The sequence below is a fragment of the Allomuricauda sp. TY007 genome (assembly GCF_010468565.1).
Classification (GTDB): Bacteria; Bacteroidota; Bacteroidia; order Flavobacteriales; family Flavobacteriaceae; genus Flagellimonas.
Map to the genome: position 1 here is coordinate 104,549 of NZ_WUEG01000008.1, position 24,766 is coordinate 129,314.

Consider the following 24,766-nt stretch of genomic DNA (forward strand, 5'->3'; position numbering starts at 1 on the left):
ACTTCTTATAAACTTATTGCCTCACCTCCAGCTGACTCGATAGCAGCTTTTGCGGAAGCAGTAAATTTATGAACAGATACCTTAAGTGATGCTTTTAGTTCACCATCACCCAATATCTTTACCAAATCGTTTTTGTGGGCCAATCCGTTCTCCAAAAGAGTTTCCAAGGTAACCTCGTTTTTAACAACGCCCTTATCTACCAACTCTTGTAGTTTACCTAAATTGATTCCAGTGTACTCTTTTCTGTTTATGTTAGTAAAACCAAACTTTGGTACACGTCTCTGCAATGGCATCTGACCACCTTCAAAACCAATCTTTTTGGAATATCCAGATCTAGACTTGGCTCCTTTGTGTCCACGGGTAGAAGTTCCTCCTTTACCGGAGCCTTCTCCTCGTCCTACACGTTTTCCTTCTTTGTGCACAGCGCCATCCGCTGGTTTTAGATTATTCAAATCCATGTGCCTTTATATTTTAAGCTTCCTCTGTGGAAACCAAGTGTTTTACCTTATTTACCATTCCAAGGATACTAGGAGTTGCTTCGTGCTCAACTACCTGTCCGATCTTATGCAATCCAAGAGCCTCCAAAGTTCTTTTTTGGTTCTGTGGCTTTTTGATGCCGCTCTTTACTTGTTTAACTTTAATCTTTGACATGTTATCCTCTATTTATCCTTTAAAGACTTTTTCCAAAGAAACTCCTCTTTGCTTTGCAACGGTGTCAGCACTTCTCAATTGCAACAAGGCATCAAAAGTAGCTTTTACCACGTTGTGCGGGTTGGAAGATCCTTGCGATTTAGACAATACATCCTGTACCCCAACAGCTTCCAATACGGCTCTTACGGCTCCACCGGCGATTACCCCGGTACCGTGCGATGCAGGCTTGATGTAAACACGTGCACCACCGTATTTTCCTTTTTGCTCGTGAGGAAGTGTTCCTTTGTTCAATGGAATACGGACCAAGTTCTTTTTGGCATCCTCGATAGCTTTAGCGATAGCTGTGGCAACTTCTTTGGATTTTCCCAAACCATGTCCAACAACTCCGTTTTCATCACCAACAACAACTATGGCTGAAAAACCAAAGGCTCTACCACCTTTTGTTACCTTGGTAACACGTTGTACTCCAACCAATCGGTCTTTCAACTCCAGTCCACCTGGCTTTACTATTTCTACGTTTTTGTATTTCTGGTACATAGTTTATTAGAATTTTAGTCCTGCTTCCCTAGCTCCTTCAGCCAATGATTTTATTCTTCCGTGATATAGGTTTCCTCCCCTATCAAAAGCTACGGCTTCAACACCAAGCTTAAGAGCTTTTTCAGCTATGGCCTTACCCACGTTGGTAGCTACCTCGGACTTTGTTCCTTTGGAGTCCACATCCTTATCTCTGGATGAAGCTGCCGCCAAAGTTACACCTTTATCGTCGTCAATCAACTGGGCGTATATTTCTTTATTGCTTCTGAATACAGACAACCTTGGTCTTGCTTCAGTTCCGAAGGATACTTTTCGTATTCTTCTTCGGATGCGTAATTTTCTTTCAGTCTTAGATAATCCCATAGTCTTAATTATTAAGCTGATTTACCTGCTTTTCTTCTTAATTGCTCACCTACAAACTTCACACCTTTTCCTTTGTAAGGCTCTGGCTTACGGAAACCTCTGATCTTAGCGGCTACCTGACCCACCAATTGTTTGTCGTGAGATGTTAGTTTTACGATAGGGTTTTTCCCTTTTTCGGAGATGGTCTCGATTTTTACTTCGGGAGCGATGTCCAGAACAATGTTGTGGGAGAACCCTAGGGCCAAATCCAATTTTTGTCCTTGGTTGCTGGCTCTGTAACCAACCCCTACAAGTTCCAATTCCTTTGTCCATCCATTGGTCACACCTTCTACCATATTATTGATAAGAGCGCGGTATAAACCATGCTTTGATTTGTGTTTATTGTCATCGGAAGGTCTTTCCAAAACAACGCTTCCGTCCTCGACTTTAATGTCAATCCCTGAAAACTCTTGGGTAAGTTCTCCCAATTTACCTTTTACAGTAACAACGGAATCTTTCACTTCTATAGTGACTCCATCAGGAATTTTAACTGGACTGTTACCTATTCTTGACATTTTTCTTCTCTTTTCTCAATTAATATACGTAGCACAATACCTCGCCACCTACGTTCTCTTGCTGGGCCTGCTTACTCGTCATTACCCCATGAGAAGTAGAAACGATAGCGATTCCCAATCCATTCAACACTCTAGGCAAATCGTTAGAGTTTGAATACTTGCGCAGACCGGGCTTACTTACCCGCTGCAATTTTTTAATGATGGGCTCCTTGGTAAATTTATCGTACTTAAGGGCGATTTTGATGTTCCCTTGTACTTTGTCTTCCTCGAATTTATAGCTCAAAATATATCCTTGATCGAACAATATTTTGGTAATCTGTCTTTTTAGATTGGAACCGGGGATATCTACAACCCTATGACCTGCCTTGCTGGCATTTCTCAATCTGGTCAAATAATCTGAAATTGGATCTGTAAGCATTTCTTTTCTTTATCTAAATTACCAACTTGCCTTTTTAACTCCAGGAATCAAACCTTTGTTGGCCATTTCCCTGAACATAACCCTTGATATACCAAAAGTTCTCATGTAACCACGAGGTCTACCTGTTAGTTTACAACGGTTCCTCATACGAACAGGAGAAGCATTCTTTGGCAACTTTTGCAAAGCCTCATAATCTCCCGCCTCTTTTAGAGCTTTTCTTTTCTCGGCGTATTTCTCTACCATTTTAGCCCTTTTTCTTTCGCGGGCTTTCATTGATTCCTTGGCCATACTAGTTCTTTTTAAAGGGTACTCCCAGTTCGGTTAACAATGATTTTGCTTCTTTATCAGTTTCAGCGGAAGTAACGAACGTGATGTCCATTCCGTTGATCCTGTTGATTCTATCTATATTGATTTCTGGAAAGATGATTTGCTCGGTAACACCCAAATTGTAGTTACCTCTCCCGTCGAAACCAGTGGCTTTAACTCCAGAGAAATCACGCACCCTTGGGAGGGCACTGGTGATCAATCTATCCAAAAATTCGTACATGCGCTCACCTCTCAATGTCACTTTGGCACCAATCGGCATACCTTTTCTCAATTTAAAGGTTGCAACGTCTTTCTTTGAAAGCGTAGCTACTGCCTTTTGACCTGTGATATTGGTCAGCTCGTCCACGGCATGATCGATAAGCTTTTTATCTGAAACAGCGGCACCGACACCTCGGCTTACCACTATTTTCTGCAACTTAGGAACCTGCATTACATTCTTGTAACCAAACTCTTCCGTTAGCGCCTTGATCACGCGCTCCTTATATTCTTGCTTTAATCTTGGAATATAACTCATGACTAAATTACTTCATTGGATTTTTTGGAAAACCTTACTTTTTTCCCGTCCCTTACTTCGTATCCAACACGTGTGGCATCGCCAGACTTTGGATCGATCAAGGAAAGATTGGAAATGTGTATTGGGGCTTCCTTTTTAGTTATGCCTCCTTGAGGATTGTTCGCACTTGGCTTTTCGTGTTTGGACACCTCATTGACGCCTTCCACGATAGCTTTGTTCTTTTCACGGTCTACTTGAAGTACTTTACCTTCGCTGCCTTTGTGGTCTCCCGCAATGACTTTTACCGTATCCCCTGTTTTTATTTTCAACTTCATCTTTCTGATATTTCTTTTATAGCACTTCAGGCGCCAATGAAACAATCTTCATGAATTGTCTGTCCCTCAATTCTCTTGCAACAGGACCAAATACACGAGTTCCTCTCATCTCCCCAGTTGGGTTCAACAACACACATGCGTTATCGTCGAAACGGATGTAAGAACCGTCAGGTCTTCTCACTTCTTTCTTTGTTCTAACAACAACTGCTGTAGACACAGAACCTTTCTTTACAGTACCGTTTGGAGTAGCTTCTTTTACGGTAACAACGATTTTGTCACCCAAGGAAGCGTATCTTCTCTTTGTTCCTCCTAGTACGCGGATGGTCAAAACTTCTTTTGCACCGGTATTGTCCGCAACTCTTAATCTTGATTCTTGCTGTACCATAATTATTTAGCTCTTTCTAGGATTTCTACCAACCTCCAGCATTTTGTTTTGCTCAATGGTCGTGTTTCCATTATTTTAACGGTATCACCTTCGTTGCAATCGTTCTTCTCGTCGTGGGCAACATATTTCTTGGTCTTTAGAACGAACTTCCCGTACATGGGGTGCTTCATTCTTTTTACCTCAGAAACCACTATCGATTTCTCCATTTTGTTGCTGGTAACAACGCCTATTCTTTCTTTTCTTAAATTTCTGTTTTCCATAAGGCAGAACCGATTATTGTAATTCCCTTTTAGTTAATTCAGTTGCAAGTCTTGCTACCGTCCTTCTAGTCTTTCTGATCTGTAAAGGATTTTCCAAAGGAGTAACAGCGTGTGCCATCTTTAAGTCGGCATGCTGCTTTTTGAACTCGGTCAAACGCTCCTTTAGCTCTTCAATTGAAAGTTCTTTTATTTCTGATTGTCTCATCTTTCTTCTCAATTAAAAATTAGGCGGAATAATCCCTTGCTACAACAAACTTGGTCTTTACCGGAAGTTTTTGTGCCGCAAGCCTCAAGGCTTCCTCAGCAATATCCTTTGGTACACCAGCAATCTCGAACATGATTCTACCTGGCTTCACCACGGCTACCCAATATTCCGGAGCACCTTTACCTTTACCCATACGAACCTCAAGAGGTTTTTTGGTGATAGGTTTGTCCGGGAATATTTTGATCCACAACTGACCTTGTCTCTTCATGTATCTTGTCGCAGCGATACGTGCAGCCTCTATCTGACGGGCAGTAATGAAGTGCGAATCCATGGACTTGATACCGAACATTCCATTGGAAAGTTGGTGCCCTCTCTGAGAGTTCCCCTTCATACGCCCTTTCTGGGCCTTACGAAATTTTGTTCTTTTTGGCTGTAACATTTTACCTTACTTTATCTTATTACTTTCTACGACGGGATTTCTTGTTATCCTTGCCGCCTTTTCCTTGACTCTTGCTCAATCCTACCAATGGGGAAAGCTCTCTTTTACCGTAAACCTCTCCTTTCATGATCCATACCTTTACGCCCAATCTACCATAGGTAGTGTGAGCTTCGTGCAAGGCATAGTCCACATCTGCACGAAAAGTAGACAATGGAATCCTTCCTTCTTTGTAAGATTCGGAACGTGCCATCTCAGCGCCGTTCAAACGTCCGGAAATCTGAATCTTGATACCTTCGGCATTCATACGCATTGCTGCTGCAATGGCCATTTTGATGGCTCTTCTGTATGAAATTCTGCTTTCAATTTGTCTTGCAACACTTGCAGCTACCAAATTAGCATCAAGCTCAGGTCTCTTAATTTCATGAATATTGATCTGAACCTCTTTGTTGGTGATCTTCTTAAGCTCTTCCTTAAGTTTATCTACCTCTTGACCTCCTTTACCAATGATGATACCAGGTCTGGACGTGGTAATGGTAATGGTAATCAGTTTTAAGGTTCTTTCTATAATAACTCTAGATACGCTAGCTTTTGCTAAACGCGCATATAGGTATTTTCTGATCTTATCGTCTTCAGCCAGTTTGTCGCCGTAATCATTTCCTCCGTACCAGTTGGATTCCCATCCTCTGATAATTCCTAAGCGATTTCCTATTGGATTGGTCTTCTGTCCCATATTATTCTTCTAGCTTTGAACGTTGTTATTGGCCTCCAAAATCATGGTAACATGATTGGAACGTTTTCTGATTCTATGTGCCCTACCTTGTGGAGCTGGTCGCAATCTCTTCAACATGGTTCCACCGTCCACACGGATTTCCTTGATGTAAAGATCTGCAGCCTCGATATCTGCACCTTCATTTTTAGCTTCCCAGTTAGCAATTGCGGAAAGTAAAAGTTTTTCCAACTTTCTGGACGCTTCTTTAGGGTTGAACCTAAGGGTTGCCAATGCCATCTCAATTTGCTTACCTCTTACCAAGTCAGCGACCAAACGCATTTTTCTTGGAGAAGTTGGACAATTGTTAAGCTTTGCAATAGCAAGTTGCTTCTTCTCTTCTTTTAACCTTTCGGCCATTTCTCTTTTACGAACTCCCATAGCTTACTTACTTTTTACCTTTGTTTTTAGCCCCTGCATGACCCCTAAAAGATCTTGTAGGTGAAAATTCCCCAAGTTTGTGACCTACCATGTTTTCAGTAACGAAAACGGGAACAAATTGTCTACCGTTGTGCACTGCGATGGTTTGCCCAACAAAGTCTGGCGTTATCATAGAGGCTCTAGACCACGTTTTGATAACTGATTTTTTACCTGATTCTATATTGGCCTGGACTTTTTTCTCCAGACTAAAATGAACGTATGGTCCTTTTTTTAACGAACGTGCCATTTACTTTTCTTTTATTTCTTTCTACGTTCTATGATATATCTATTGGTGTCCTTAGTTCTAGAACGTGTTCTGAATCCTTTAGCAGGAATACCGTTCTTAGATCTTGGATGACCTCCTGAAGCCCTACCTTCACCACCACCCATTGGGTGATCAACAGGATTCATAGCTACTGGTCTAGTTCTCGGTCTTCTACCCAACCATCTGCTTCTACCGGCTTTACCGGAAACTAGCAATTGGTGGTCAGAGTTGGAAACTGCTCCAATCGTAGCCAAACAAGTGGCCAAAACCATTCTTGTTTCACCAGAAGGCAATTTCAAGGTCACGAACTTACCGTCTTTTGCCATCAACTGGGCAAAAGTTCCAGCACTACGTGCCATAATAGCTCCTTGACCAGGTCTCAATTCTATACAAGACACAACAGTACCCAACGGAATTTCACCCAACGGTAGTGCATTTCCAATCTCAGGGGCAGATCCAGCTCCAGACTTGATTGTCTGACTTACCTGCAATCCGTTTTGGGCAACTACATATCTTTTTTCACCATCCTTGTATTCTACCAAGGCGATAAATGCAGTTCTATTGGGATCGTACTGGATAGAAACCACAGTAGCTTCCACTCCTTGTTTATCCCTTTTGAAATCGATGATTCGATATCTTCTTTTGTGACCGCCACCTTTATGGCGCATGGTCATCTTTCCTTGACTGTTCCTACCACCTGTCTTTTTGATCGGAGCAAGCAAGCTTTTCTCCGGCTTATCAGTAGTAATCGCGTCAAATCCGTTTACTACTCTAAAACGCTGACCAGGGGTTATCGGTTTTAATTTTCTAACTGACATTTCTCGTCTTTATAGATTACTGTAAAAATCAATAATATCACCTTCAGCCACATCAACGATTGCTTTCTTGATTGCATTCGTCTTACCGTGCTGAATTCCGGTTTTTGTATAACGACTCTTACGCGTTGGGCCATAGTTCATGGTTCTTACCTTTTCAACAGAAACACCATAAGTAGCCTCTACCGCTTCCTTGATCTCCAACTTATTAGCAGTTGGATTTACAAAGAATCCGTAGCGATTGAAAAGCTCGCTATCAGCGGTCATTTTTTCCGTAATGATCGGTTTAATCAACACACTCATGATACTTTTATTTCTTTAGGTTCGATTCAATTCCTTCCAAAGCGCTTTCGGTCAATACTAAACTTGTTGCATTAACAATTTTGTAAGTATTTAATTCTGAGCCTGTTACAACTTCGGAGCGTTCCAAATTACGCGACGACAAATATACGTTATTATTTGAATCGCCCAACACAATAAGGGACTTTTTATTTTCTATTCCCAAGGAAGACAAGAAATTAACGAAGTCCTTGGTTTTTGGAGCTTCAAAATTGAAGTCTTCCACAACCATTATAGATTTCTCTTTGGACTTTAAGCTCAAGGCAGATTTTCTGGCCAATCGCTTCATGTTCTTGTTCAACTTTTGGGTGTAATCCTTTGGTCTTGGACCAAAGATTCTACCACCACCTCTAAATATTGGTGATTTAATACTACCGGCCCTTGCGGTACCAGTACCTTTTTGTTTTTTGATCTTTCTGGTACTACCAGCGATCTCTGCTCTTTCTTTGGCTTTGTGCGTTCCTTGTCTCTGATGGGCCAAGTACTGCTTTACATCCAAATAAATAGCGTGCTCGTTAGGCTCTATGGCGAAAACATCGTCAGAAAGGTCTACCTTTCTACCTGTTTCTTTTCCTTTGATATCTAAAACTGCAACCTTCATTACTTCTCAATTGTTACGTAAGCATTCTTATGACCTGGAACACATCCTTTAACTACCAAAAGATTTTTCTCAGGAACCACTTTCAATACTCTCAAGTTTTGAACTGTCACTCTTTCACCACCCATTCTACCGGCCATTCGCATACCTTTCACAACTTTGGAAGGGTAAGATGCAGCACCGATGGAACCTGGGGCTCTCAACCTGTTGTGCTGACCGTGGGTCGCTTGACCAACTCCACCGAAACCATGGCGTTTTACAACACCTTGGAATCCTTTTCCTTTTGATGTACCAATGACATCAACAAACTCTCCTTCTACAAAAAGGTCAACACCTACGGTGTCTCCCAATTTGAATTCACCTTCAAACCCCTGGAACTCAACGACTTTCTTTTTTGGAGAAGCACCTGCTTTTTTGTAGTGACCTGTTTCGGCCTTATTAGCACGTTTTTCTGCCTTGTCATCGAAACCTAGTTGAAGGGCACTGTACCCGTCTACCTCTTCGGTTCTGACTTGGGTAACCACGCATGGCCCAGCTTCCAATACGGTACATGGAACGTTCTTTCCATTCTCGTCGAAAATGCTGGTCATACCGATTTTCTTACCTATTAACCCAGACATATTTAATTAATTAACAATTATTTACTTTTTATAACTCCGCCAATTTCTTGGCAAAAAAATTGGGTCAAGAAAATATTCTGTTCTGACCCAGATTTTTTTCTTTCACCGTTTTTCCCGGACCGTCGTTCGGGACATGTCTATGCTGAACTTGTTTCATCATCTCTTTATTGAGACACTTCGACTTCGCTCAGTGTTTGTTCGGCTAAAACTTTCTGTAAACCAGAAAGCCAAGTCCTCATCAAACTTTGATCTCAACCTCCACTCCACTTGGAAGTTCCAACTTCATAAGGGCGTCGATGGTTTTTGATGAAGAGCTGTAAATATCCAATAATCTCTTGTAAGAGCTCAATTGGAACTGCTCCCTCGATTTTTTGTTCACGTGGGGCGAACGCAAAACCGTAAATATCTTTTTGCGTGTTGGCAATGGAATTGGTCCAGTTACCACAGCACCTGTTGTTTTTACTGTCTTCACGATCTTCTCAGCAGATTTGTCCACCAAATTGTGATCGTAAGATTTCAATTTTATTCTAATTTTTTGACTCATCTTGCTGAAAAATTAAGCGGTTACTCCTTTAGCTGCTTTGATTACTTCCTCCGCAATATTGGAAGGTGTATCTGCATAGTGTGAAAATTCCATTGTGGATGTTGCCCTACCTGAAGACAATGTCCTCAAGGAAGTAACATAACCAAACATTTCCGATAGTGGCACTTCAGCCTTAATAACCTTGGCCCCTGCTCTATCCGACATGCTGTTTACCTGTCCCCTTCTACGGTTCAAATCACCAACAATGTCACCCATGTTTTCTTCTGGAGTAAGTACCTCCAACTTCATAATTGGCTCCATAATTACCGCTTTCGCTTTTTTGGCAGCAACCTTGTAACCCAATTTTGCAGCAAGTTCGAAAGAAAGTTGGTCGGAATCCACTGGGTGGAAAGAACCATCTTTAAGGGTAATTTTCATGGAATCCATTTCGAACCCTGCCAAAGGACCATTTTTCATAGCCTCTTTGAATCCTTTCTCAACGGATGGGATAAATTCTTTAGGAATATTACCACCTTTGATCACATTAACAAACTCCAGTCCGGATTTACCTTCTTCAGCTGGCTCCATAGTAAATACGATATCCGCAAATTTACCACGACCACCTGTCTGCTTTTTGTATGTTTCCCTGTGATCGGCTGTTCCGGTAATAGCTTCTTTGTACTCTACCTGAGGTTGACCCTGGTTAACATCAACCTTAAACTCACGCTTTAAACGATCACAAATAATATCCAAGTGAAGCTCGCCCATACCAGAAATAATGGTCTGACCTGATGCTTCGTCTGTTTTTACCTGAAAGGTTGGATCCTCTTCGGCCAATTTTGCCAAAGCCATACCTAATTTATCAACATCGGCCTTTGTTTTAGGCTCTACTGCGATACCGATTACAGGATCAGGGAAGTCCATACTCTCCAATACGATCGGAGCGTTTTCAGCGGACATGGTATCCCCAGTCTTGATATCTTTAAATCCAACGGCTGCACCAATATCTCCAGCCTCAATATAATCTATAGAGTTTTGTTTGTTGGAATGCATTTGGTAGATACGTGAAATACGTTCTTTTTTACCTGAACGGTTATTCAAAATGTATGAACCTGCATCCAAACGACCAGAATACGCTCTAAAGAATGCCAAACGACCTACAAATGGATCGGTTGCAATTTTAAAGGCAAGTGCCGCAAAAGGCTCTTTTGGATCTGGTTTTCTTGTGATTGATTCACCGGTTTCGGGATGAACACCTACAATATCATCTTTATCCAAAGGTGATGGTAAGTAACGGCAAACTGCATCCAACAAGAATTGAACTCCTTTATTTTTAAAGGAAGAACCACAAATCATAGGAATAATAGCCCTATCCATAACGGCTGCACGTAAAGCGGCGTGTACTTCATCTTCGGTAATGGAATCTTCATCTTCGAAGAATTTTTCCATCAACTCCTCGTCATATTCGGCAACAGCCTCAATTAAAGCAGCTCTGTACTCCTTAACTTCAGCCTTCATTTCTTCAGGAATATCAACAACATCAAAAGTAGAACCGAAGTTATCTTCGTGCCACACAACAGCTCTGTTCTTGGCCAAGTCAACGATCCCCTTAAAGTCAGCCTCATCACCAATTGGCAACACAATCGGCACTGCATTGGAACCCAACATCTCACGAACCTGCTTACACACGTTCAAGAAGTTAGAGCCTTGACGATCCATTTTGTTTACGAACCCGATTCTTGGCACTTTATAGTTATCGGCCAATCTCCAGTTGGTTTCGGATTGAGGTTCAACACCATCAACGGCACTGAACAAGAAAACCAATCCATCCAACACACGAAGAGAACGGTTTACCTCAACCGTAAAATCAACGTGTCCGGGAGTATCGATAATGTTAAAGTGATAATCCTTTGTATCCGGCAATGCTTGCGCGTTCTCCATTGGGAACTTCCAAGTACATGTTGTAGCCGCAGAAGTAATGGTAATACCACGCTCTTGCTCTTGCTCCATCCAGTCCATGGTGGCCGCACCATCGTGCACCTCCCCAATTTTATGACTCACACCTGTATAGAAAAGAATACGCTCTGTAGTAGTTGTCTTTCCAGCATCAATGTGAGCTGCAATACCTATATTCCTTGTATATTTTAAATCTCTTCCCATTGTATTGTTTAGAATCTAAAGTGTGAGAACGCTTTATTGGCCTCGGCCATTTTGTGTGTATCTACTCTTTTCTTCACTGCCGCACCCTCTTCTTTGGCCGCCGCTAAAATCTCAGCCGCCAATTTTTGCGCCATGGATTTTTCGTTACGCTTTCTTGAAAAACTGATCAACCATTTCATGGCAGTGGATATCTTTCTATCTGGACGAATCTGCATTGGAATCTGAAATGTTGCACCACCCACTCTTCTACTTCTAACCTCAACGTGTGGCATAACATTGGAAAGAGCATCTTTCCAAAGTTCCAATCCGGTTTTTTCTTCGTCAGTATTTTTCTCATCAACGATTTCTATTGCATCATAGAATATCTTGAACGCAATTGACTTCTTACCATCCCACATCATCATGTTCACAAAACGCGTAACAAGTTGATCGTTAAATTTTGGATCTGGTAATAAAGGTCTCTTTTTTGCCTGCTTTTTTCTCATCTCTCTTTCTTAAAAATGATTAATTTTTAGGACGCTTTGCACCATACTTAGATCGTCGTTGCGTTCTTCCCGCAACACCTGCGGTATCCAAAGCACCGCGAACGATATGATATCGCACACCAGGCAAATCCTTTACTCTTCCGCCCCTTACCAATACTATCGAGTGCTCTTGGAGGTTGTGTCCTTCTCCAGGGATGTATGCGTTCACCTCTTTACCATTGGTCAACCTTACCCTTGCAACTTTACGCATTGCAGAGTTTGGTTTTTTTGGTGTAGTAGTGTAAACACGTGTACAAACCCCTCTCCTTTGAGGACACGAATCCAAAGCAGCCGATTTACTCTTCTTGGTAATCGTGGCCCTTCCTTTTCGTACTAATTGTGAAATTGTTGGCATTAAATTCCTTTTAAAAACTAAATAACCCTCATTTTGAGGGCTGCAAATGTAATGATAATTCCCAATAATTCAAACCCCCTGTAATTAAATTTAAAAGGAAACTGAAAAAAGTTAAGACACAAACTTAAAACCAGCCGTTCAACAGTAGAGAACAAACACAAAAAACAATCAAAATCAACCCCCTTATATATTAAGGTATAAAGCCCCAAAAGCCAATTCCACCCTATTAACATTGCCATAACACTTTCAAAAGACCCTTATTTACCACTTTTAAAATCGACCATATATCGACAAAAAAAACACACACCCCTATTATCTTTAGGGTGAAAAAATGAATTTTATATATAAAACAATTACATGCCCTTAAAATTACATAGCTATCAATAAATTTTACTCATTTTGTAGTTATTTCAATTAATGATGTTCTCTTAAAGATTTTATAAAATTAGTTTGGATTATTAACATGAAATTATGATTTTAGCGATTAGCTAATTCAAATAATTTAACAATGAGAACAAAACTTAATGGATTGTTAACGCTATTATTGGCGTTTGTTGTGCATATATCCTATGCGCAAGACAAGACGATTACAGGTACAGTTACGGATGCCGATGGGCTTCCGCTGCCTGGGGTCAACATTGTCGTTGAAGGGACCACTACTGGTACCCAAACAGATTTTGATGGAAATTACGCCATCAGCGCAAGTGAGGGGCAAACATTGCTTTTTACTTACATTGGGCAAAGACCCTCGACAAAGGTTGTCGGCGCTAGCAGCGTAATCAATGTCCAAATGGTGGAAGACACCCAAGCCCTTGAAGAGGTAGTTGTTACCGCACAAGGTATTAAACGTGAAAAGAAAGCCTTGGGTTATGCGGTTTCTTCTGTTGGTGAAGAAGACTTGGAGCAACGTGCCGATGGTGATGTTGCCAGAGTACTTTCCGGTAAAGCTTCTGGTGTTAACATTACCGCTGCGGGTGGTATGTCCGGTTCTGGTACCAATGTTGTGATCAGGGGTTTAAGCTCCTTTAGCGGAAGTAACCAAGCACTTTTTGTAGTGGACGGTGTTCCTTTTAGTAGCGACACTAACGCTCAGGGCAACTTCCTTGATGGAAACACAGGTTCTTCCAGGTTCTTGGATTTGGACCCGAACAACATTGCCAGTGTGGAAGTACTTAAAGGTTTGGCCGCTGCCACATTATATGGTACACAAGGTAAGAATGGTGTAATCTTGATTACAACCAAAGCCGGTTCTGGTGAAGGCGGTGCCAAAAAAACAGAGATTACTGTAAACCAATCTTATTTTGTCAATGCCATGGCTTCCTTGCCAGATTATCAAGATGAGTATGGTGGTGGTTTTGACCAATCTTTTGGATGGTTCTACAGTAACTGGGGACCTAAATTCGAAAGAAGTGGAGTTGCAGGATGGGGAAATCAACCTGCTATCGACGACAACGGTACACTGCCACACCCTTATTCGACAACTGCGATTCAAGCTACAAGGGACGCCTTCCCAGAGCTCCAAAATGCAAGATATGAATGGAGACCTTACGATAGTGTTGAAAACTTCTTTAGACCGGGTGGTGTAAGCAATACATCCATCAATATTAACGGTGGTACTCAAGATGGCTCTACATCATTCAACGTAAACCTAGGTTACTTGAACGATGAAAGTTTTGTCCCTGGCAACGATCTACAGCGTTTTAATATCTCTGTTGGTGGTAGAACACAACTTACAAACAAATTTACCATTAGCGCTGCCATGAACTATTCCAGAACTGACTACCGCACCCCTCCAATTGCGGCAAGTAGAGGTAATGGTAGTTTAGGTTTCTCTACGTTCGGTGCTGTATTCTTTACGCCAAGGAACGTTGACTTAATGGGATTGCCTTTCGAAAATCCTATAGACAATTCCAGTGTGTACTATAGAAACGGTAACGATATCATGAACCCAAGATGGATTGTGAAAAATGCACAAAACTCCCAGTTGACCAACAGGTTCTTCTGGAATGCTTCTGCTAACTACGCACTTTCCGACAACTTGGACCTAACCTATAGAGCAGGTATGGACTTCTATACCGAAAGAAACACTCAATATTCAAATAAAGGTGGTGTAACTTTCAACAATGCCATCTTCGGTTTCTTGAACACATACGACAACAACAATACTATCTGGGACCACTACTTGGCACTTAATGGTAATTATGACCTTTCTGAAAAATTGGGTATGACTTTCACCGCGGGTGCTACAACAAGGTCTACCACGTTTGACCAGCAAGGAGTTCAAAGTACAGGACAGTTGGTCTATGGAGTGGTACGTCACTTTAACTATTCCAACCAATTACCTATCCAGTATACCGAAAGAAGAAACATCGCCGGTGTTTTAGGTCAGGTAACCTTGGATTATGACAACATGTTGTTCTTAACAGGTTCCACCAGAACAGATTGGGTATCTAACTTGATTACGGAAAACAATAGTAGAACATACCCCAGTGGAAGTATTTCTTTCTTACCAACGGCTGCATTCCCAGAATTGCAGTCCCAAGGAGGCCTTAACTTCTTAAAGTTGAGAGCTGGTATCGGTTCTTCCGCTACTTTCCCAACAGCATACCCTACTGTAGGAATTGTTGAGCAGAACACACAAGTATTTGGTGAAGGTGGTGAGGTCACTACCAACCAAGTTGCAAACTTCAAAGCAAATCCAGACTTGAAGCCCGAGCTATTGTCTGAATTCGAATTAGGTTTTGAGTCCAGATTTTTCAATAGCCGAGTTTCCTTGGATTTCACATACTTTGACCGTACAACCAAGGACTTGATCGTACGCGAGCCTTTATCACCATCTACAGGGTTTACTTTTACTCAGAGTAACGTTGGTAAAATTGAAGGTGATGGTATCGAAATCGATGCTTCCGTGGACTGGTTCAGAAGTGATTCTCCGGATGGATTTAACTGGAACACTAGAGCAAATTTCTCCACGTACAATCCAGTAGTTACAGAACAAGAGCAAGACATCATTATATATGCAGGTAGTTCCACCCTGTTCGTGGGTGGTAACGCTGCAATTAAAGGTAAACCACTCGGAGCCATGGTAGGTACAGCTGTTGGTAGAGATGCAGATGGAAATTTCCTAGTAAATGATGCCGGTGATTATGTTATTGTTGAGCAAGATTTGGATGGGAATGTTCCTATAATTGGTGATCCAAACCCAGATTACATCATGAACATCATCAATACCATGTCCTTCAAAAACTGGAACTTTGGTTTCCAATTGAGCCACACCAAAGGTGGTGACATCATGTCAAATACAATCGCTACCCTTCTTGGGCGTGGTTTGATTACTGAAACTTTGAATAGGGAGAACACTTATATTTTGCCAGGAGTCTTGCAAAGCACAGGCGAAGTGAACAACAAACAGACAAACAACGCATCTTACTACTTCGACAACGTTTTGTTCGGTCCGGCCGAATTAAAGGTTTACGATGCTTCGGTAATCAGATTGCAGGAGGTTTCTTTGGGCTATTCTTTCCCGAAAAAGTTTTTGGACAAGACTCCATTTGGTACTTTGACCATTACTGCACAAGGTTTCAACCTTTGGTATGATGCCTACAACACACCAGATGGTGCTAACTTTGATCCAAACGTTCAAGGCGCGGGTATCGGTAATGCCCAAGGATTCGATTTCATCAACGGACCTAGTGCTAGAAAATACGGTTTAAGCGTAAAAGCATCGTTTTAAATAAAAAAATAGCTAAAATATTATGAAAAAAATAGGTAAATACATAACCGTTGTCTTTCTATTAGCAGGATTATTAAATTCTTGCGAGACAACCGATTTGGATCTCCGGGTGAGTCCTAACGACCTTGCTGCCGACCAGGCAGACCCTGCATTACTACTGAATTCGATTCAGCTCGCCTACGCGGCTAACATTTTCGATATCAGCCTGTTAGGAGGTGAATTAACAAGGATTGAGTATATGAGCGGAAGAAACTACTTTAACAACTATCCGGGTTCAACACTCGACGATGTTTGGGAAAGAACTTATAGTAGTGGTTGGGGGGACGATGAAGTATATTCAAGCGATTATGATTTGGGTATCTTCACTAATGTTCAAAGACTAGAGGACATCAACGCAACAAGCGATGTGGATTATTCCTTTCATATTGCAGTGGGCAAAACAGTTCAGGCCCACATGCTTATGTTGATTACCGATTATATCGGTGGGGCGGTTTACTCTGAAGCGGGTGACCCAGACCAGTTCTCAGCTCCATTATTGGACGATGGTGAGGCTGTTTATGCCAGTGCATTGGCTTTGTTGGACGAAGCTGAAAGTTTATTCGTCAAAAATACTGGGACAGTGGGAGCCACAGATTTCTTTTACGATGGAGATACTTCCCTATGGATCAAAGCGATAAATTCAATCAGGTTAAAAGCCTATATCACTACTGGCAACACTAGTGCTTTTGATGCTGTAATTGCTGAAAACAATTATATTGATGAAGTAGAGGAAGATTTCCAATTCCAATATGGAAGCCGTGAATTGCAACCGGATACTCGTCACCCTGACTATGCGGACGATTACACTCCGAGTGGCGCAGATCTTTACCGTGCCCTTTGGTTAATGGAGTATATGCAAAATGTGGACGATCCTAGAATTCGTTATTACTTTTATCGTCAAACTGGTGCTACTCCTGGAGCTCCTGGAGTTGATCCAGACGAAGAGTCATTAGCCTGTTCCTTAGCAGTACCTCCAATTCACTATCAAGAAAGTGAATGGCAATATTGCAGCCTACCAAACGGTTATTGGGGTAGACAACATGGCAACAACGAAGGTACACCCCCTGACGGATTTTTGAGAACTGCAATAGGCGTGTACCCAGCAGCCGGTAAATTTGACGACAGTGATTTTGCTGTAGATGAAGATGACCCCAGCTATGACCCAACAGTAGGTTTGGGCAAAGGTGGTGGCGGAGCTGGTATACAGCCGATTATCCTTTCATCCTATGTAGATTTCTGGAAAGCCGATAACGCTATGGCCAAAGGGGAGTCCGATGCCGTAGTTGCGGAATTTTTTAGGTCTGCACTCACCAAATCCATGGCAAAAGTAAGACCGTTTGGTGCTTTAGACCCAACTGCCGATTTAAGTTTTGCACCTTCAGAAGCGGATGTAACAGCATGGATAGATGGTATTATTGCCGATTTCTTGGCAGCTACTGGAGATGACCAAATGAACATCTTTGCCGATCAATATTTTGTTACTCTGTATGGTGGTTCGGCCGAGGCCTACAACTATTATAGAAAAACAGGATATCCAACGAACCTGGCCCCAAACTGGGAAGCTAATCCAGGCCCGTTCCCAAGAACCTTCCTTTACCCTCAAACCGAGGTTATCACAAATCCGAATTTGACACAAAAAACGGATATGACAGGACAGGTTTTCTGGGACACCAATCCGGCATCACCAGCATTCCCAGAAGCTCAATAACATAAAAAAATTGAAAATCATGAAATTTATAAATAAATCACTTTTAGCCGCAGCTCTAGCGCTAGTAGGATTCACATTCAATTCGTGTGATGATGGTGACGCTGTGATTGACGAAGTATTTGCCAATACCACAAGTGGTATTGTGCTAAGGACAGTGAATGTGGAATCGGACGAACTGCCTATTGGGCAATCCGACTCCTACTTTGCTGTCGAATTAGAAATGCAGGACGAAGAAGACGGTGCCCTGGTAGAAAGCCTAGATGTATACGTTTCCTTTAAAGACAACACAATTGAAGAAGGAGAAACGGATTTTAGTGCTGCTGAAGTTCAAGTTGGGACCGTTTCCAGTTCCGAGTTCACTATTGGGGAATATGGATTTCCAAGATACTCCTATAGCATTACTCTTCCAGAAATGTTAAGCGCACTTTCTCTATCCGAGTCCAACGTAGATGGAGGCGATGTATTCTCCATCCGTTTCGCAGCCAATTTGGTAGACGGAAGGACGTTCTCAAATGGTCAGAACACAGATACTTCTACAGGGTCTTTCTTTGCATCTCCGTTCCAATACAATGCAACGGTTGTATGCCCTCCAACTCCTCCAACTTCTGGGGAATGGACGATAGACATGCAAGATTCCTATGGAGATGGATGGAACGGTGCTTCAGTCTTGATAACCATTGACGGTGAGGCTACCAACTATCTAATAGAGGATGGAGCTGCAGCATCTGAGTCTTTCAATGTTCCTGATGGAACTGAGGTTATCTCCATTGAATTTGTATCTGGAGATTGGGATTCTGAAATAACCTTTCAAGTCACCTCTGCGAACGGTAATGTGATTTTGGACCTAGGTCCAAGTCCTACTGCCGAAATTGAATTGTTGAACTACTGCTTGGACAACTTATAGTCCATCAAACATTCAACCAAAAAAAACCTGGATTCAAGAATCCAGGTTTTTTTGTTCTTAATTAGAATTATCCTACGTAATTTCTTATCTTTTAATCACAAATAAAAACACAATACATTAACATTCAATTACATGAAAAAATTCATCACACCATTACTACTATTTCTAACGGTCAATCTAATGTCGGCTCAGTATGCCGGTCAAGTAGCATCGGGCAGTTCTTACAACGCTGCGTCCAATGCACTGGTCTCGTCTGTAATCGGCGACATGGATGATCAATATGATCGCCTATCCAAACAAACAGGAATCGACGATTTTGCCGGTTCCCCATATACGAATGATACATTTGTGCAAACCCCTGTTTTTTATGATGATGAAAGTATGGGCTCTTACTTTTACAGATACAATGCATACAACGAAGAGATTGAAATAAAAAAAACCAATTTATCAGAAGAAAAGATAGCTGCACTTACCAAAGATAAATCCATAAAAGTGATGGTAAACGGTAAACCTATGGGCTTTGCCACCTTTATTGACAAAAAAGGAAATACCCTGAACGGCTATCTAACCACAGTTTTAGATGGCAAAACCTACGACCTCTACAAAAGGGTAAATGTAAAGTTTACCGAGGGACAAAAAGCACAAAACTCCTTTGTTAAGGCTGTTCCCAATAGGTTTACACACTTTATTGAATACTACTACCAAGAAAAAGGGGTAAACAGAATAGATGAGGTTCCCTTGAAAACCAACAAAGTGGCCAAACTGTTCAAAGAGCCGTTAAGATCAGAGGTGAAAAACTACATTAAGGACAATAATTTAGATGTTAAGGAGGAGTCGGATTTAATTAAAGTATTCAACTACTTGAACGAGAAATAACATATCCTTTTTCCTTAATCAACCTACACATGTTAAAGTCATCAATCAAAATATCTCTGGCAGTAATTTGTTGCACACTCCTTTTATCTTGTTCCAACAACGACAACTCCATTACTCCCGAAGAGTCAGGAGAAGAAACCCCGGAACAAGGAGAAACACCAACGGAAGAAACTCCACAAGAAAACAACAAAGAGGTTGTGGAAGGTGATTTGGGCACAGCAACCTACTTTAACAAAGCTTTGGCAGAAGACCATTACATCCTGGTAAACGACGCCATGAGCAACCGTGTTTATTTAATGGACAAAAATGGTGGTTTGGTGTACGAATGGCCATTGGGAGACCGTAAAATTGGAAACGATGTTGTGCTGCTTGAAGATGGAACGCTATTAGCCGCATTACAAGCTGAAGGACCCGATATATTGTTTGGTGGCTTTGGAGGGAAAATCCAGATAATCGACAAAGAAGGCAATGCGCTGTGGGACTTTACCTATTCCAATAGCAACCACCGTTTGCACCACGATGTAGAATTATTGCCCAACGGCAACGTGTTGGGCATTGCATGGGAAAAAATGACCCAGGAAGAAGCCTTGGCCAATGGCTCCAACCACAATACCGACCTTTACCCGGAATCCATTCTGGAAATTAATCCTACCACGGATGAGATTGTTTGGGAATGGCATGCCAAAGACCATTTAATCCAAGATTTTGATGATACCAAATTAAATTTTGGGGAGGTTGCTGCAAACCCGCAATTGATCGACCTAAATTATGTAAATGCTGAAAACGGCAATATTATGCACATTAACGGTCTTGGTTACGATTCCATCAACGACCTGATATTTTTGAGCGTTAATTTTTACAGCGAAGTATGGATTCTCGACCACAGCACCACAACCGAAGTGGCGGCATCCCACTCGGGCGGAAATTTTGGAAGAGGCGGAGACCTGGTGTATCGCTTTGGTAACCCAAGTGCCTATGGCGACGATGATTCCGAAAGGATGTTTGTAAACAACCATTACCCAAATTTATTCGAGCCTGGAAAAATGCTCATTTTCACCAATGGAGGTGACCTTGGCCAATCCACTGTCCATGAACTGGCGCTTCCCGATGCACTTGACCAAAAGTCGGTTCCAAACCTTACCAATCCTGAAATCCTTTGGAGTTTCACCGATACGGAACTGTATTCCCCAAAAGTTTCCGGAGCTGTTCGCCTTCCCAATGGAAACACCCTTATTACCGAAGGTGATTATGGTATTTGGGAAGTTACAACCGAGGGAGAAGTGGTTTGGAAGTTTTCAGGAGATGGTTTTTTCTGGAGATCTTACCACTATGCTAAGGACCACCCTGGAATTATTGCTTTAGACTTATAAGTCTTGTTGCTACTTATCTTAAAAAATAATGCCCCCATTGGAAATGGATAGGCTACTTTATTGCATCTTTGCATTTAAATTGCAATAAAAATGAGCAGTCAAATCTATGGGATACGGGCCGTTATGGAAGCCATCAACGCCGGACAGCCCATCAACAAGATATTTGTCCAAAAGGGTCTCAAAGGCGAACTTTACAAAGAACTGGAGTCCACCGTTCGTAAAAATGGCCTTAGCCTATCCTATGTTCCGGTTGAAAAGCTGAACCGCCTCACCCGAAACAACCATCAAGGGGTAGTAGCGCAAATATCCCCTGTACAGTTTCATCAATTTGAAGAGTTGGTGGAACAAGTGCTATCCAAGGAGCAACTTCCCTTGTTTTTGATGCTCGACGGAGTTTCAGATGTTCGTAATTTTGGTGCCATTATCCGAACTGCGGAATGTAGCGGAGTGCACGGAATCATAATTCCAAAAAACGGAGCTGCACCAATTACCGACGATACGGTTAAAACCTCGGCGGGAGCAGCCTTTAATGTACCCATTGCCAAAGCGGACCATCTAAAAGATGCCATTTTCTACCTGCAATCTTCAGGTATTGTGGTTACCGGAGCTACCGAAAAAGCCGATGATGAGATTTACGGAGTGGACTTTAACCGGCCTACTGCCATCATCATGGGATCTGAAGAAAAAGGCATCTCCCCTTCTACCCTAAATATTATTGATCACCAAGCAAAATTGCCACTAATGGGAAAAATTGGTTCATTAAACGTTTCCGTGGCCTGTGGTGTTTTTCTTTATGAGGTGGTTCGGCAACGGAGAGGTTAATCATCACTGGACTTTTTATAGTGATATTTAATTTCGATTTTCTGTTCGGATTCTTCCGTAGTGGTCTCGATAAAATTACCATCTTCATCAAAATGTTTTAGGAAAGGGTCGTTGGCCTCATTAAAATCTTCCCGTTCCCAATCATATTTTCGAACCTCGGGAATCCGTACCTTGGTGACCAGCGCAAGCGCAAGCCCCGTAGCAAATCCAGCAAGGTGCCCTTCCCATGATATACCATCCTTTACAGGAAAAATATACCAAATCATGCTCCCGTAAATAAAAACCACGATCAATGACAGTGCTACCAACCGATAATGTTTGGCAAAAATTCCTTTAAAAAAAATAAAGCTCGCCAACAAATAAATTACACCACTTGCACCAATGTGGTACGATGGCCGGGCAATGGCCCAAGTAAGCAATCCGGACGCCAGTGTTCCGAACAATAATATCCGAAGCGCCGCACTTTGGTAAAAATAGAACAGAAAAGCCGTTAACACGGCCAATGGAATGGTATTGTTGTACAAGTGCGTTATGGAACCGTGGATAAATGGGCTAAAGAGTACTCCTTTTAATCCAGATAACTTTCTTGGGTAAACTCCATAATCGTTTAGGTTGATGCCAAACTGCACCTCGGCCCAAAAAACAATCCAAATAGAAAGTACGGCTACCAATGGCGCCAACACTACTGCATTAGAAAACTTAAATGTATCTGAATCCATATACCTACAAAATCAAACATCCCGCCACAACCTTAAATGTATACAAATTGTCAGGTCGACAACAAAAATCCTTTCCAAATTAAGAACAATGGACCATCAAATTTATTTTATTTTTGATGCATGAACGAACCTTTGGCAGAACGAATACGGCCTAAAACTTTAGAGGATTACATCAGTCAGCAACATTTGGTGGGAAAGCAGGGCGCTTTAACCACCCAAATCAAAAACGGTGTTATCCCCTCCTTGATTTTTTGGGGTCCCCCTGGAACGGGAAAGACCACCTTGGCCAACATTATTGCTTCTGAAAGCCAACGGCCCTTTTACACTTTGAGCGCCATTAGCAGTGGTGTAAAGGATGTTCGAGAGGTGATTGACAAAGCAAAGCAAAGTGGAGGATTGTTCACTTCCAAAAACCCTATCCTTTTTATTGATGAGATTCATCGTTTTAGTAAATCCCAACAGGATTCATTGCTTGGTGCGGTGGAAAAAGGTTGGGTGACACTTATTGGAGCAACAACGGAGAATCCCAGTTTTGAAGTGATACCTGCACTTTTATCAAGATGTCAAGTATACTCCCTAAACCCATTTGGAAAGGATGACCTTATTGCGCTGTTGGAACGGGCCATTAAAACGGATGTCCATCTTTCCAAAAAACAAATTGAGTTGAAGGAAACGGAAGCCCTGTTACGCCTATCGGGGGGAGATGGACGAAAATTACTCAACATTTTCGAGTTGCTGATCAATTCGGAGGGTAACGACAAAATTACCATCACCAACGATTTAGTGCTCAACAAGGTTCAGAAAAACACGGTGCTGTACGACAAAACCGGTGAACAGCATTATGATATTATTTCAGCCTTTATAAAAAGTATTCGGGGAAGCGACCCGAATGCGGCTGTATATTGGTTGGCCCGTATGATCGAGGGCGGTGAAGATGTAAAATTTATTGCAAGGCGAATGATCATCTTGGCATCCGAAGATATTGGAAATGCGAATCCCACGGCCCTTGTATTGGCCAACACCACTTTCCAGTCCGTTACCACTATTGGATACCCTGAGGCTAGGATAATCTTGAGTCAATGCGCCACCTATTTGGCAAGTTCGCCAAAAAGTAATGCCAGTTACATGGCCATTAACGAAGCCCAACAAAAAGTGCGTCAAACTGGAGATCTTTCAGTGCCTATACCACTCCGGAATGCCCCTACCAAATTGATGAAGGATTTGGGGTATGGAAAAGGATATGACTATGCCCATAACCACGAAAATAATTTTGTGGATTTTGAATTTCTTCCTGATGAAATTACCGGAACTACTTTTTACAAACCAGGAAACAACCCAAGGGAAAATTCCATGAAGGATTTTTTAAAGAAAAGATGGAAGAACAAGTATGATTTTTAGAACTTGATATTCAGTTCTTCCTGTACTTTTTTACCGTTCTCGGAATACTCCAACAGCCATTTGCCGTCTTTTTGAAAGACCACAGCATTGTTACCCTGGAAATCGGTCATAAAAACATTTTCCATTGAAGTAGCTTCCAGCCTTAGCACAACTTTCGGCGTCCTGTCCACCAATTGGTAGCCATTTTCGGTAGGTTGGGCATATAAAAGGCTTTTGGGAACCGTGGTCATCTTATCTTTACCGGAGTCCCTTATAATTGTTGAAGGTTTTGGCTCTACACTTTTATAAACCTGTTCTTCCATAGTGGCCTTTTGTTCCACAACGTGCTCTTTGGACACTTCTTCAACCGATTTTACATCATCCTTAAAACTAACAGTAACAGGTGCTTCCCTCTTTACTTCTTCTTTTTTGGGCTCATATGCATAATCCATACCGGCATAGGAAACAAATGCTTCCTGTATGGCATTTTTATAGGCCTTATCATATTCCTTGATCTTACTTTTCCCCTCAACGGACCTAAATACTTCAACATTGTTACAATCCTTGAGGGCAATGGTCACTTTTGTGGAAAAAAGCGAGGAATCATCAACCAAGTCGGCCATAAGTCCCAGACATCTATTGCCTGCCAAATCTACAGGCAAGGCATCATCATAAACAACATTAAAACCGTTTTGCTCAAAATAGTATTTTACCAAAGTGCTGGTCTGATACTCGTTTACTGATTTGAAAGCGTCAAACTTTTTTGGGACTATAATATATTTATAGCTGTTTAATTGTGCGTTTACGGCACTGCTCAATCCCATTGCCAAAAGCAATATGTACAATATTTTAGATTTCATATAGTGAAA

General features: G+C 41.8%; 33 protein-coding genes. 7 read left to right on the top strand and 26 right to left on the bottom strand.

Going from position 1 to position 24,766, the window contains the following annotated elements; translation table 11 throughout:
• Nucleotides 1–5 precede the first annotated feature (5 nt).
• The 24 genes from rplO to rpsL all read right to left on the bottom strand — a co-directional run bounded on the left by rplO (nt 6) and on the right by rpsL (nt 12,349).
• Entirely contained in the window at nt 6–458 is a 453-nt protein-coding gene (rplO, locus tag GO009_RS10350) for a 50S ribosomal protein L15 (protein WP_163626135.1), read from the bottom strand.
• 13 nt (nt 459–471) lie between these two features.
• Nucleotides 472–651, bottom strand: coding sequence for a 50S ribosomal protein L30 (gene rpmD / locus GO009_RS10355; RefSeq protein ID WP_163626136.1), 180 nt, complete (start codon nt 649–651; stop codon nt 472–474).
• A 12-nt stretch (nt 652–663) separates the two neighbouring features.
• A complete protein-coding gene (rpsE, locus tag GO009_RS10360; RefSeq protein WP_163626137.1) occupies nt 664–1,188 on the bottom strand; it encodes a 30S ribosomal protein S5 in 525 nt (174 codons plus the stop codon).
• A gap of 6 nt (nt 1,189–1,194) precedes the next feature.
• Nucleotides 1,195–1,548 (bottom strand): 50S ribosomal protein L18, encoded by a 354-nt coding sequence (gene rplR, locus GO009_RS10365; protein ID WP_163626138.1) that lies wholly within the window; start codon nt 1,546–1,548, stop codon nt 1,195–1,197.
• 11 nt (nt 1,549–1,559) lie between these two features.
• Nucleotides 1,560–2,102: a 50S ribosomal protein L6 gene (rplF, locus tag GO009_RS10370; protein WP_163626139.1), complete on the bottom strand. Its 543-nt coding sequence runs from the start codon at nt 2,100–2,102 to the stop codon at nt 1,560–1,562.
• Between the two features lie 19 nt (nt 2,103–2,121).
• Nucleotides 2,122–2,520, bottom strand: coding sequence for a 30S ribosomal protein S8 (gene rpsH / locus GO009_RS10375; RefSeq protein ID WP_163626140.1), 399 nt, complete (start codon nt 2,518–2,520; stop codon nt 2,122–2,124).
• An 18-nt stretch (nt 2,521–2,538) separates the two neighbouring features.
• Complete coding sequence (rpsN, locus tag GO009_RS10380; protein ID WP_036379829.1) at nt 2,539–2,808, bottom strand: 30S ribosomal protein S14; 270 nt, start codon at nt 2,806–2,808, stop codon at nt 2,539–2,541.
• A gap of 1 nt (nt 2,809) precedes the next feature.
• Nucleotides 2,810–3,361, bottom strand: coding sequence for a 50S ribosomal protein L5 (gene rplE, locus GO009_RS10385; RefSeq protein WP_108246819.1), 552 nt, complete (start codon nt 3,359–3,361; stop codon nt 2,810–2,812).
• A gap of 2 nt (nt 3,362–3,363) precedes the next feature.
• A complete protein-coding gene (rplX, locus tag GO009_RS10390; protein ID WP_127138693.1) occupies nt 3,364–3,675 on the bottom strand; it encodes a 50S ribosomal protein L24 in 312 nt (103 codons plus the stop codon).
• 16 nt (nt 3,676–3,691) lie between these two features.
• A complete protein-coding gene (gene rplN / locus GO009_RS10395) occupies nt 3,692–4,060 on the bottom strand; it encodes a 50S ribosomal protein L14 (RefSeq protein WP_014032002.1) in 369 nt (122 codons plus the stop codon).
• Between the two features lie 2 nt (nt 4,061–4,062).
• The gene (gene rpsQ, locus GO009_RS10400; protein ID WP_100816200.1) at nt 4,063–4,320 is read right to left on the bottom strand and encodes a 30S ribosomal protein S17; all 258 of its coding nucleotides are present in this window, start codon (nt 4,318–4,320) and stop codon (nt 4,063–4,065) included.
• Between the two features lie 13 nt (nt 4,321–4,333).
• Complete coding sequence (rpmC, locus tag GO009_RS10405) at nt 4,334–4,525, bottom strand: 50S ribosomal protein L29 (protein WP_163626141.1); 192 nt, start codon at nt 4,523–4,525, stop codon at nt 4,334–4,336.
• 19 nt (nt 4,526–4,544) lie between these two features.
• Nucleotides 4,545–4,964 carry a 50S ribosomal protein L16 gene (rplP, locus tag GO009_RS10410; protein WP_127138692.1) on the bottom strand — a complete coding sequence of 140 codons (420 nt, stop codon included), beginning with the start codon at nt 4,962–4,964 and terminating at the stop codon, nt 4,545–4,547.
• 19 nt (nt 4,965–4,983) lie between these two features.
• Nucleotides 4,984–5,694, bottom strand: a complete 711-nt coding sequence (gene rpsC, locus GO009_RS10415) for a 30S ribosomal protein S3 (RefSeq protein ID WP_100816202.1) — start codon at nt 5,692–5,694, stop codon at nt 4,984–4,986.
• 9 nt (nt 5,695–5,703) lie between these two features.
• A complete protein-coding gene (rplV, locus tag GO009_RS10420) occupies nt 5,704–6,111 on the bottom strand; it encodes a 50S ribosomal protein L22 (RefSeq protein ID WP_163626142.1) in 408 nt (135 codons plus the stop codon).
• Nucleotides 6,112–6,118: 7 nt separating this feature from the next.
• On the bottom strand, nt 6,119–6,397 hold the full coding sequence (gene rpsS, locus GO009_RS10425) for a 30S ribosomal protein S19 (protein ID WP_014032008.1): 279 nt from the start codon (nt 6,395–6,397) through the stop codon (nt 6,119–6,121).
• Between the two features lie 11 nt (nt 6,398–6,408).
• Nucleotides 6,409–7,233: a 50S ribosomal protein L2 gene (rplB, locus tag GO009_RS10430; protein WP_163626143.1), complete on the bottom strand. Its 825-nt coding sequence runs from the start codon at nt 7,231–7,233 to the stop codon at nt 6,409–6,411.
• Nucleotides 7,234–7,242: 9 nt separating this feature from the next.
• Nucleotides 7,243–7,533: a 50S ribosomal protein L23 gene (rplW, locus tag GO009_RS10435; protein ID WP_163626144.1), complete on the bottom strand. Its 291-nt coding sequence runs from the start codon at nt 7,531–7,533 to the stop codon at nt 7,243–7,245.
• Nucleotides 7,534–7,540: 7 nt separating this feature from the next.
• Nucleotides 7,541–8,170, bottom strand: a complete 630-nt coding sequence (gene rplD, locus GO009_RS10440) for a 50S ribosomal protein L4 (RefSeq protein ID WP_163626145.1) — start codon at nt 8,168–8,170, stop codon at nt 7,541–7,543.
• Nucleotides 8,170–8,787 carry a 50S ribosomal protein L3 gene (rplC, locus tag GO009_RS10445; RefSeq protein ID WP_014032012.1) on the bottom strand — a complete coding sequence of 206 codons (618 nt, stop codon included), beginning with the start codon at nt 8,785–8,787 and terminating at the stop codon, nt 8,170–8,172. Before rplC ends, rplD begins: the two co-directional genes overlap by 1 nt.
• A gap of 238 nt (nt 8,788–9,025) precedes the next feature.
• Nucleotides 9,026–9,331, bottom strand: a complete 306-nt coding sequence (gene rpsJ / locus GO009_RS10450) for a 30S ribosomal protein S10 (protein WP_014032013.1) — start codon at nt 9,329–9,331, stop codon at nt 9,026–9,028.
• A 12-nt stretch (nt 9,332–9,343) separates the two neighbouring features.
• Nucleotides 9,344–11,470, bottom strand: coding sequence for an elongation factor G (gene fusA, locus GO009_RS10455; protein ID WP_163626146.1), 2,127 nt, complete (start codon nt 11,468–11,470; stop codon nt 9,344–9,346).
• Between the two features lie 8 nt (nt 11,471–11,478).
• Complete coding sequence (gene rpsG / locus GO009_RS10460) at nt 11,479–11,955, bottom strand: 30S ribosomal protein S7 (protein WP_108246806.1); 477 nt, start codon at nt 11,953–11,955, stop codon at nt 11,479–11,481.
• A 19-nt stretch (nt 11,956–11,974) separates the two neighbouring features.
• Nucleotides 11,975–12,349 (bottom strand): 30S ribosomal protein S12, encoded by a 375-nt coding sequence (gene rpsL, locus GO009_RS10465; protein ID WP_014032016.1) that lies wholly within the window; start codon nt 12,347–12,349, stop codon nt 11,975–11,977.
• A gap of 508 nt (nt 12,350–12,857) precedes the next feature.
• Here rpsL and GO009_RS10470 point away from each other — a divergent pair.
• The 6 genes from GO009_RS10470 to rlmB all read left to right on the top strand — a co-directional run bounded on the left by GO009_RS10470 (nt 12,858) and on the right by rlmB (nt 21,801).
• Nucleotides 12,858–16,082, top strand: coding sequence for a SusC/RagA family TonB-linked outer membrane protein (locus GO009_RS10470; RefSeq protein ID WP_163626147.1), 3,225 nt, complete (start codon nt 12,858–12,860; stop codon nt 16,080–16,082).
• A 22-nt stretch (nt 16,083–16,104) separates the two neighbouring features.
• Nucleotides 16,105–17,829, top strand: a complete 1,725-nt coding sequence (locus GO009_RS10475) for a SusD/RagB family nutrient-binding outer membrane lipoprotein (RefSeq protein WP_163626148.1) — start codon at nt 16,105–16,107, stop codon at nt 17,827–17,829.
• 19 nt (nt 17,830–17,848) lie between these two features.
• A complete protein-coding gene (locus tag GO009_RS10480) occupies nt 17,849–18,733 on the top strand; it encodes a hypothetical protein (protein ID WP_163626149.1) in 885 nt (294 codons plus the stop codon).
• Between the two features lie 132 nt (nt 18,734–18,865).
• Nucleotides 18,866–19,609, top strand: a complete 744-nt coding sequence (locus GO009_RS10485; RefSeq protein ID WP_163626150.1) for a hypothetical protein — start codon at nt 18,866–18,868, stop codon at nt 19,607–19,609.
• Between the two features lie 29 nt (nt 19,610–19,638).
• Nucleotides 19,639–20,979: an aryl-sulfate sulfotransferase gene (locus GO009_RS10490; protein WP_163626151.1), complete on the top strand. Its 1,341-nt coding sequence runs from the start codon at nt 19,639–19,641 to the stop codon at nt 20,977–20,979.
• Between the two features lie 90 nt (nt 20,980–21,069).
• Nucleotides 21,070–21,801, top strand: a complete 732-nt coding sequence (rlmB, locus tag GO009_RS10495) for a 23S rRNA (guanosine(2251)-2'-O)-methyltransferase RlmB (protein WP_163626152.1) — start codon at nt 21,070–21,072, stop codon at nt 21,799–21,801.
• On the opposite strand, the gene GO009_RS10500 is transcribed toward rlmB, so the two are convergent.
• A complete protein-coding gene (locus GO009_RS10500) occupies nt 21,798–22,520 on the bottom strand; it encodes a rhomboid family intramembrane serine protease (protein WP_163626153.1) in 723 nt (240 codons plus the stop codon). The genes rlmB and GO009_RS10500 overlap by 4 nt on opposite strands.
• A gap of 120 nt (nt 22,521–22,640) precedes the next feature.
• On the opposite strand from GO009_RS10500, the gene GO009_RS10505 reads away from it, so the two are divergent.
• Entirely contained in the window at nt 22,641–23,918 is a 1,278-nt protein-coding gene (locus GO009_RS10505) for a replication-associated recombination protein A (protein ID WP_163626154.1), read from the top strand.
• On the opposite strand, the gene GO009_RS10510 is transcribed toward GO009_RS10505, so the two are convergent.
• Nucleotides 23,915–24,757 carry a hypothetical protein gene (locus GO009_RS10510; protein WP_163626155.1) on the bottom strand — a complete coding sequence of 281 codons (843 nt, stop codon included), beginning with the start codon at nt 24,755–24,757 and terminating at the stop codon, nt 23,915–23,917. The genes GO009_RS10505 and GO009_RS10510 overlap by 4 nt on opposite strands.
• Nucleotides 24,758–24,766: the final 9 nt, after the last annotated feature.

Excerpts from the sequence above, each read along its gene's own strand:
- rplN (WP_014032002.1), bottom strand. The coding sequence starts at position 4,060 with ATGGTACAGCAAGAATCAAGATTAAGAGTTGCGGACAATACCGGTGCA.
- rpsH (WP_163626140.1), bottom strand. The coding sequence starts at position 2,520 with ATGCTTACAGATCCAATTTCAGATTATTTGACCAGATTGAGAAATGCC.
- rpsJ (WP_014032013.1), bottom strand. The coding sequence starts at position 9,331 with ATGAGTCAAAAAATTAGAATAAAATTGAAATCTTACGATCACAATTTG.
- rplO (WP_163626135.1), bottom strand. The coding sequence starts at position 458 with ATGGATTTGAATAATCTAAAACCAGCGGATGGCGCTGTGCACAAAGAA.
- GO009_RS10480 (WP_163626149.1), top strand. The coding sequence starts at position 17,849 with ATGAAATTTATAAATAAATCACTTTTAGCCGCAGCTCTAGCGCTAGTA.
- GO009_RS10500 (WP_163626153.1), bottom strand. The coding sequence starts at position 22,520 with ATGGATTCAGATACATTTAAGTTTTCTAATGCAGTAGTGTTGGCGCCA.
- GO009_RS10475 (WP_163626148.1), top strand. The coding sequence starts at position 16,105 with ATGAAAAAAATAGGTAAATACATAACCGTTGTCTTTCTATTAGCAGGA.
- rpmD (WP_163626136.1), bottom strand. The coding sequence starts at position 651 with ATGTCAAAGATTAAAGTTAAACAAGTAAAGAGCGGCATCAAAAAGCCA.
- rpsC (WP_100816202.1), bottom strand. The coding sequence starts at position 5,694 with ATGGGACAGAAGACCAATCCAATAGGAAATCGCTTAGGAATTATCAGA.
- rpmC (WP_163626141.1), bottom strand. The coding sequence starts at position 4,525 with ATGAGACAATCAGAAATAAAAGAACTTTCAATTGAAGAGCTAAAGGAG.
- GO009_RS10510 (WP_163626155.1), bottom strand. The coding sequence starts at position 24,757 with ATGAAATCTAAAATATTGTACATATTGCTTTTGGCAATGGGATTGAGC.
- rplP (WP_127138692.1), bottom strand. The coding sequence starts at position 4,964 with ATGTTACAGCCAAAAAGAACAAAATTTCGTAAGGCCCAGAAAGGGCGT.
- rpsQ (WP_100816200.1), bottom strand. The coding sequence starts at position 4,320 with ATGGAAAACAGAAATTTAAGAAAAGAAAGAATAGGCGTTGTTACCAGC.
- GO009_RS10470 (WP_163626147.1), top strand. The coding sequence starts at position 12,858 with ATGAGAACAAAACTTAATGGATTGTTAACGCTATTATTGGCGTTTGTT.
- GO009_RS10485 (WP_163626150.1), top strand. The coding sequence starts at position 18,866 with ATGAAAAAATTCATCACACCATTACTACTATTTCTAACGGTCAATCTA.
- rplC (WP_014032012.1), bottom strand. The coding sequence starts at position 8,787 with ATGTCTGGGTTAATAGGTAAGAAAATCGGTATGACCAGCATTTTCGAC.
- rpsN (WP_036379829.1), bottom strand. The coding sequence starts at position 2,808 with ATGGCCAAGGAATCAATGAAAGCCCGCGAAAGAAAAAGGGCTAAAATG.
- rpsG (WP_108246806.1), bottom strand. The coding sequence starts at position 11,955 with ATGAGAAAAAAGCAGGCAAAAAAGAGACCTTTATTACCAGATCCAAAA.
- rplR (WP_163626138.1), bottom strand. The coding sequence starts at position 1,548 with ATGGGATTATCTAAGACTGAAAGAAAATTACGCATCCGAAGAAGAATA.
- GO009_RS10505 (WP_163626154.1), top strand. The coding sequence starts at position 22,641 with ATGAACGAACCTTTGGCAGAACGAATACGGCCTAAAACTTTAGAGGAT.
- GO009_RS10490 (WP_163626151.1), top strand. The coding sequence starts at position 19,639 with ATGTTAAAGTCATCAATCAAAATATCTCTGGCAGTAATTTGTTGCACA.
- fusA (WP_163626146.1), bottom strand. The coding sequence starts at position 11,470 with ATGGGAAGAGATTTAAAATATACAAGGAATATAGGTATTGCAGCTCAC.
- rplB (WP_163626143.1), bottom strand. The coding sequence starts at position 7,233 with ATGTCAGTTAGAAAATTAAAACCGATAACCCCTGGTCAGCGTTTTAGA.
- rpsL (WP_014032016.1), bottom strand. The coding sequence starts at position 12,349 with ATGCCAACAATTTCACAATTAGTACGAAAAGGAAGGGCCACGATTACC.
- rplE (WP_108246819.1), bottom strand. The coding sequence starts at position 3,361 with ATGAGTTATATTCCAAGATTAAAGCAAGAATATAAGGAGCGCGTGATC.
- rpsS (WP_014032008.1), bottom strand. The coding sequence starts at position 6,397 with ATGGCACGTTCGTTAAAAAAAGGACCATACGTTCATTTTAGTCTGGAG.
- rpsE (WP_163626137.1), bottom strand. The coding sequence starts at position 1,188 with ATGTACCAGAAATACAAAAACGTAGAAATAGTAAAGCCAGGTGGACTG.
- rplV (WP_163626142.1), bottom strand. The coding sequence starts at position 6,111 with ATGGGAGTTCGTAAAAGAGAAATGGCCGAAAGGTTAAAAGAAGAGAAG.
- rplW (WP_163626144.1), bottom strand. The coding sequence starts at position 7,533 with ATGAGTGTGTTGATTAAACCGATCATTACGGAAAAAATGACCGCTGAT.
- rlmB (WP_163626152.1), top strand. The coding sequence starts at position 21,070 with ATGAGCAGTCAAATCTATGGGATACGGGCCGTTATGGAAGCCATCAAC.
- rplF (WP_163626139.1), bottom strand. The coding sequence starts at position 2,102 with ATGTCAAGAATAGGTAACAGTCCAGTTAAAATTCCTGATGGAGTCACT.
- rplX (WP_127138693.1), bottom strand. The coding sequence starts at position 3,675 with ATGAAGTTGAAAATAAAAACAGGGGATACGGTAAAAGTCATTGCGGGA.
- rplD (WP_163626145.1), bottom strand. The coding sequence starts at position 8,170 with ATGAAGGTTGCAGTTTTAGATATCAAAGGAAAAGAAACAGGTAGAAAG.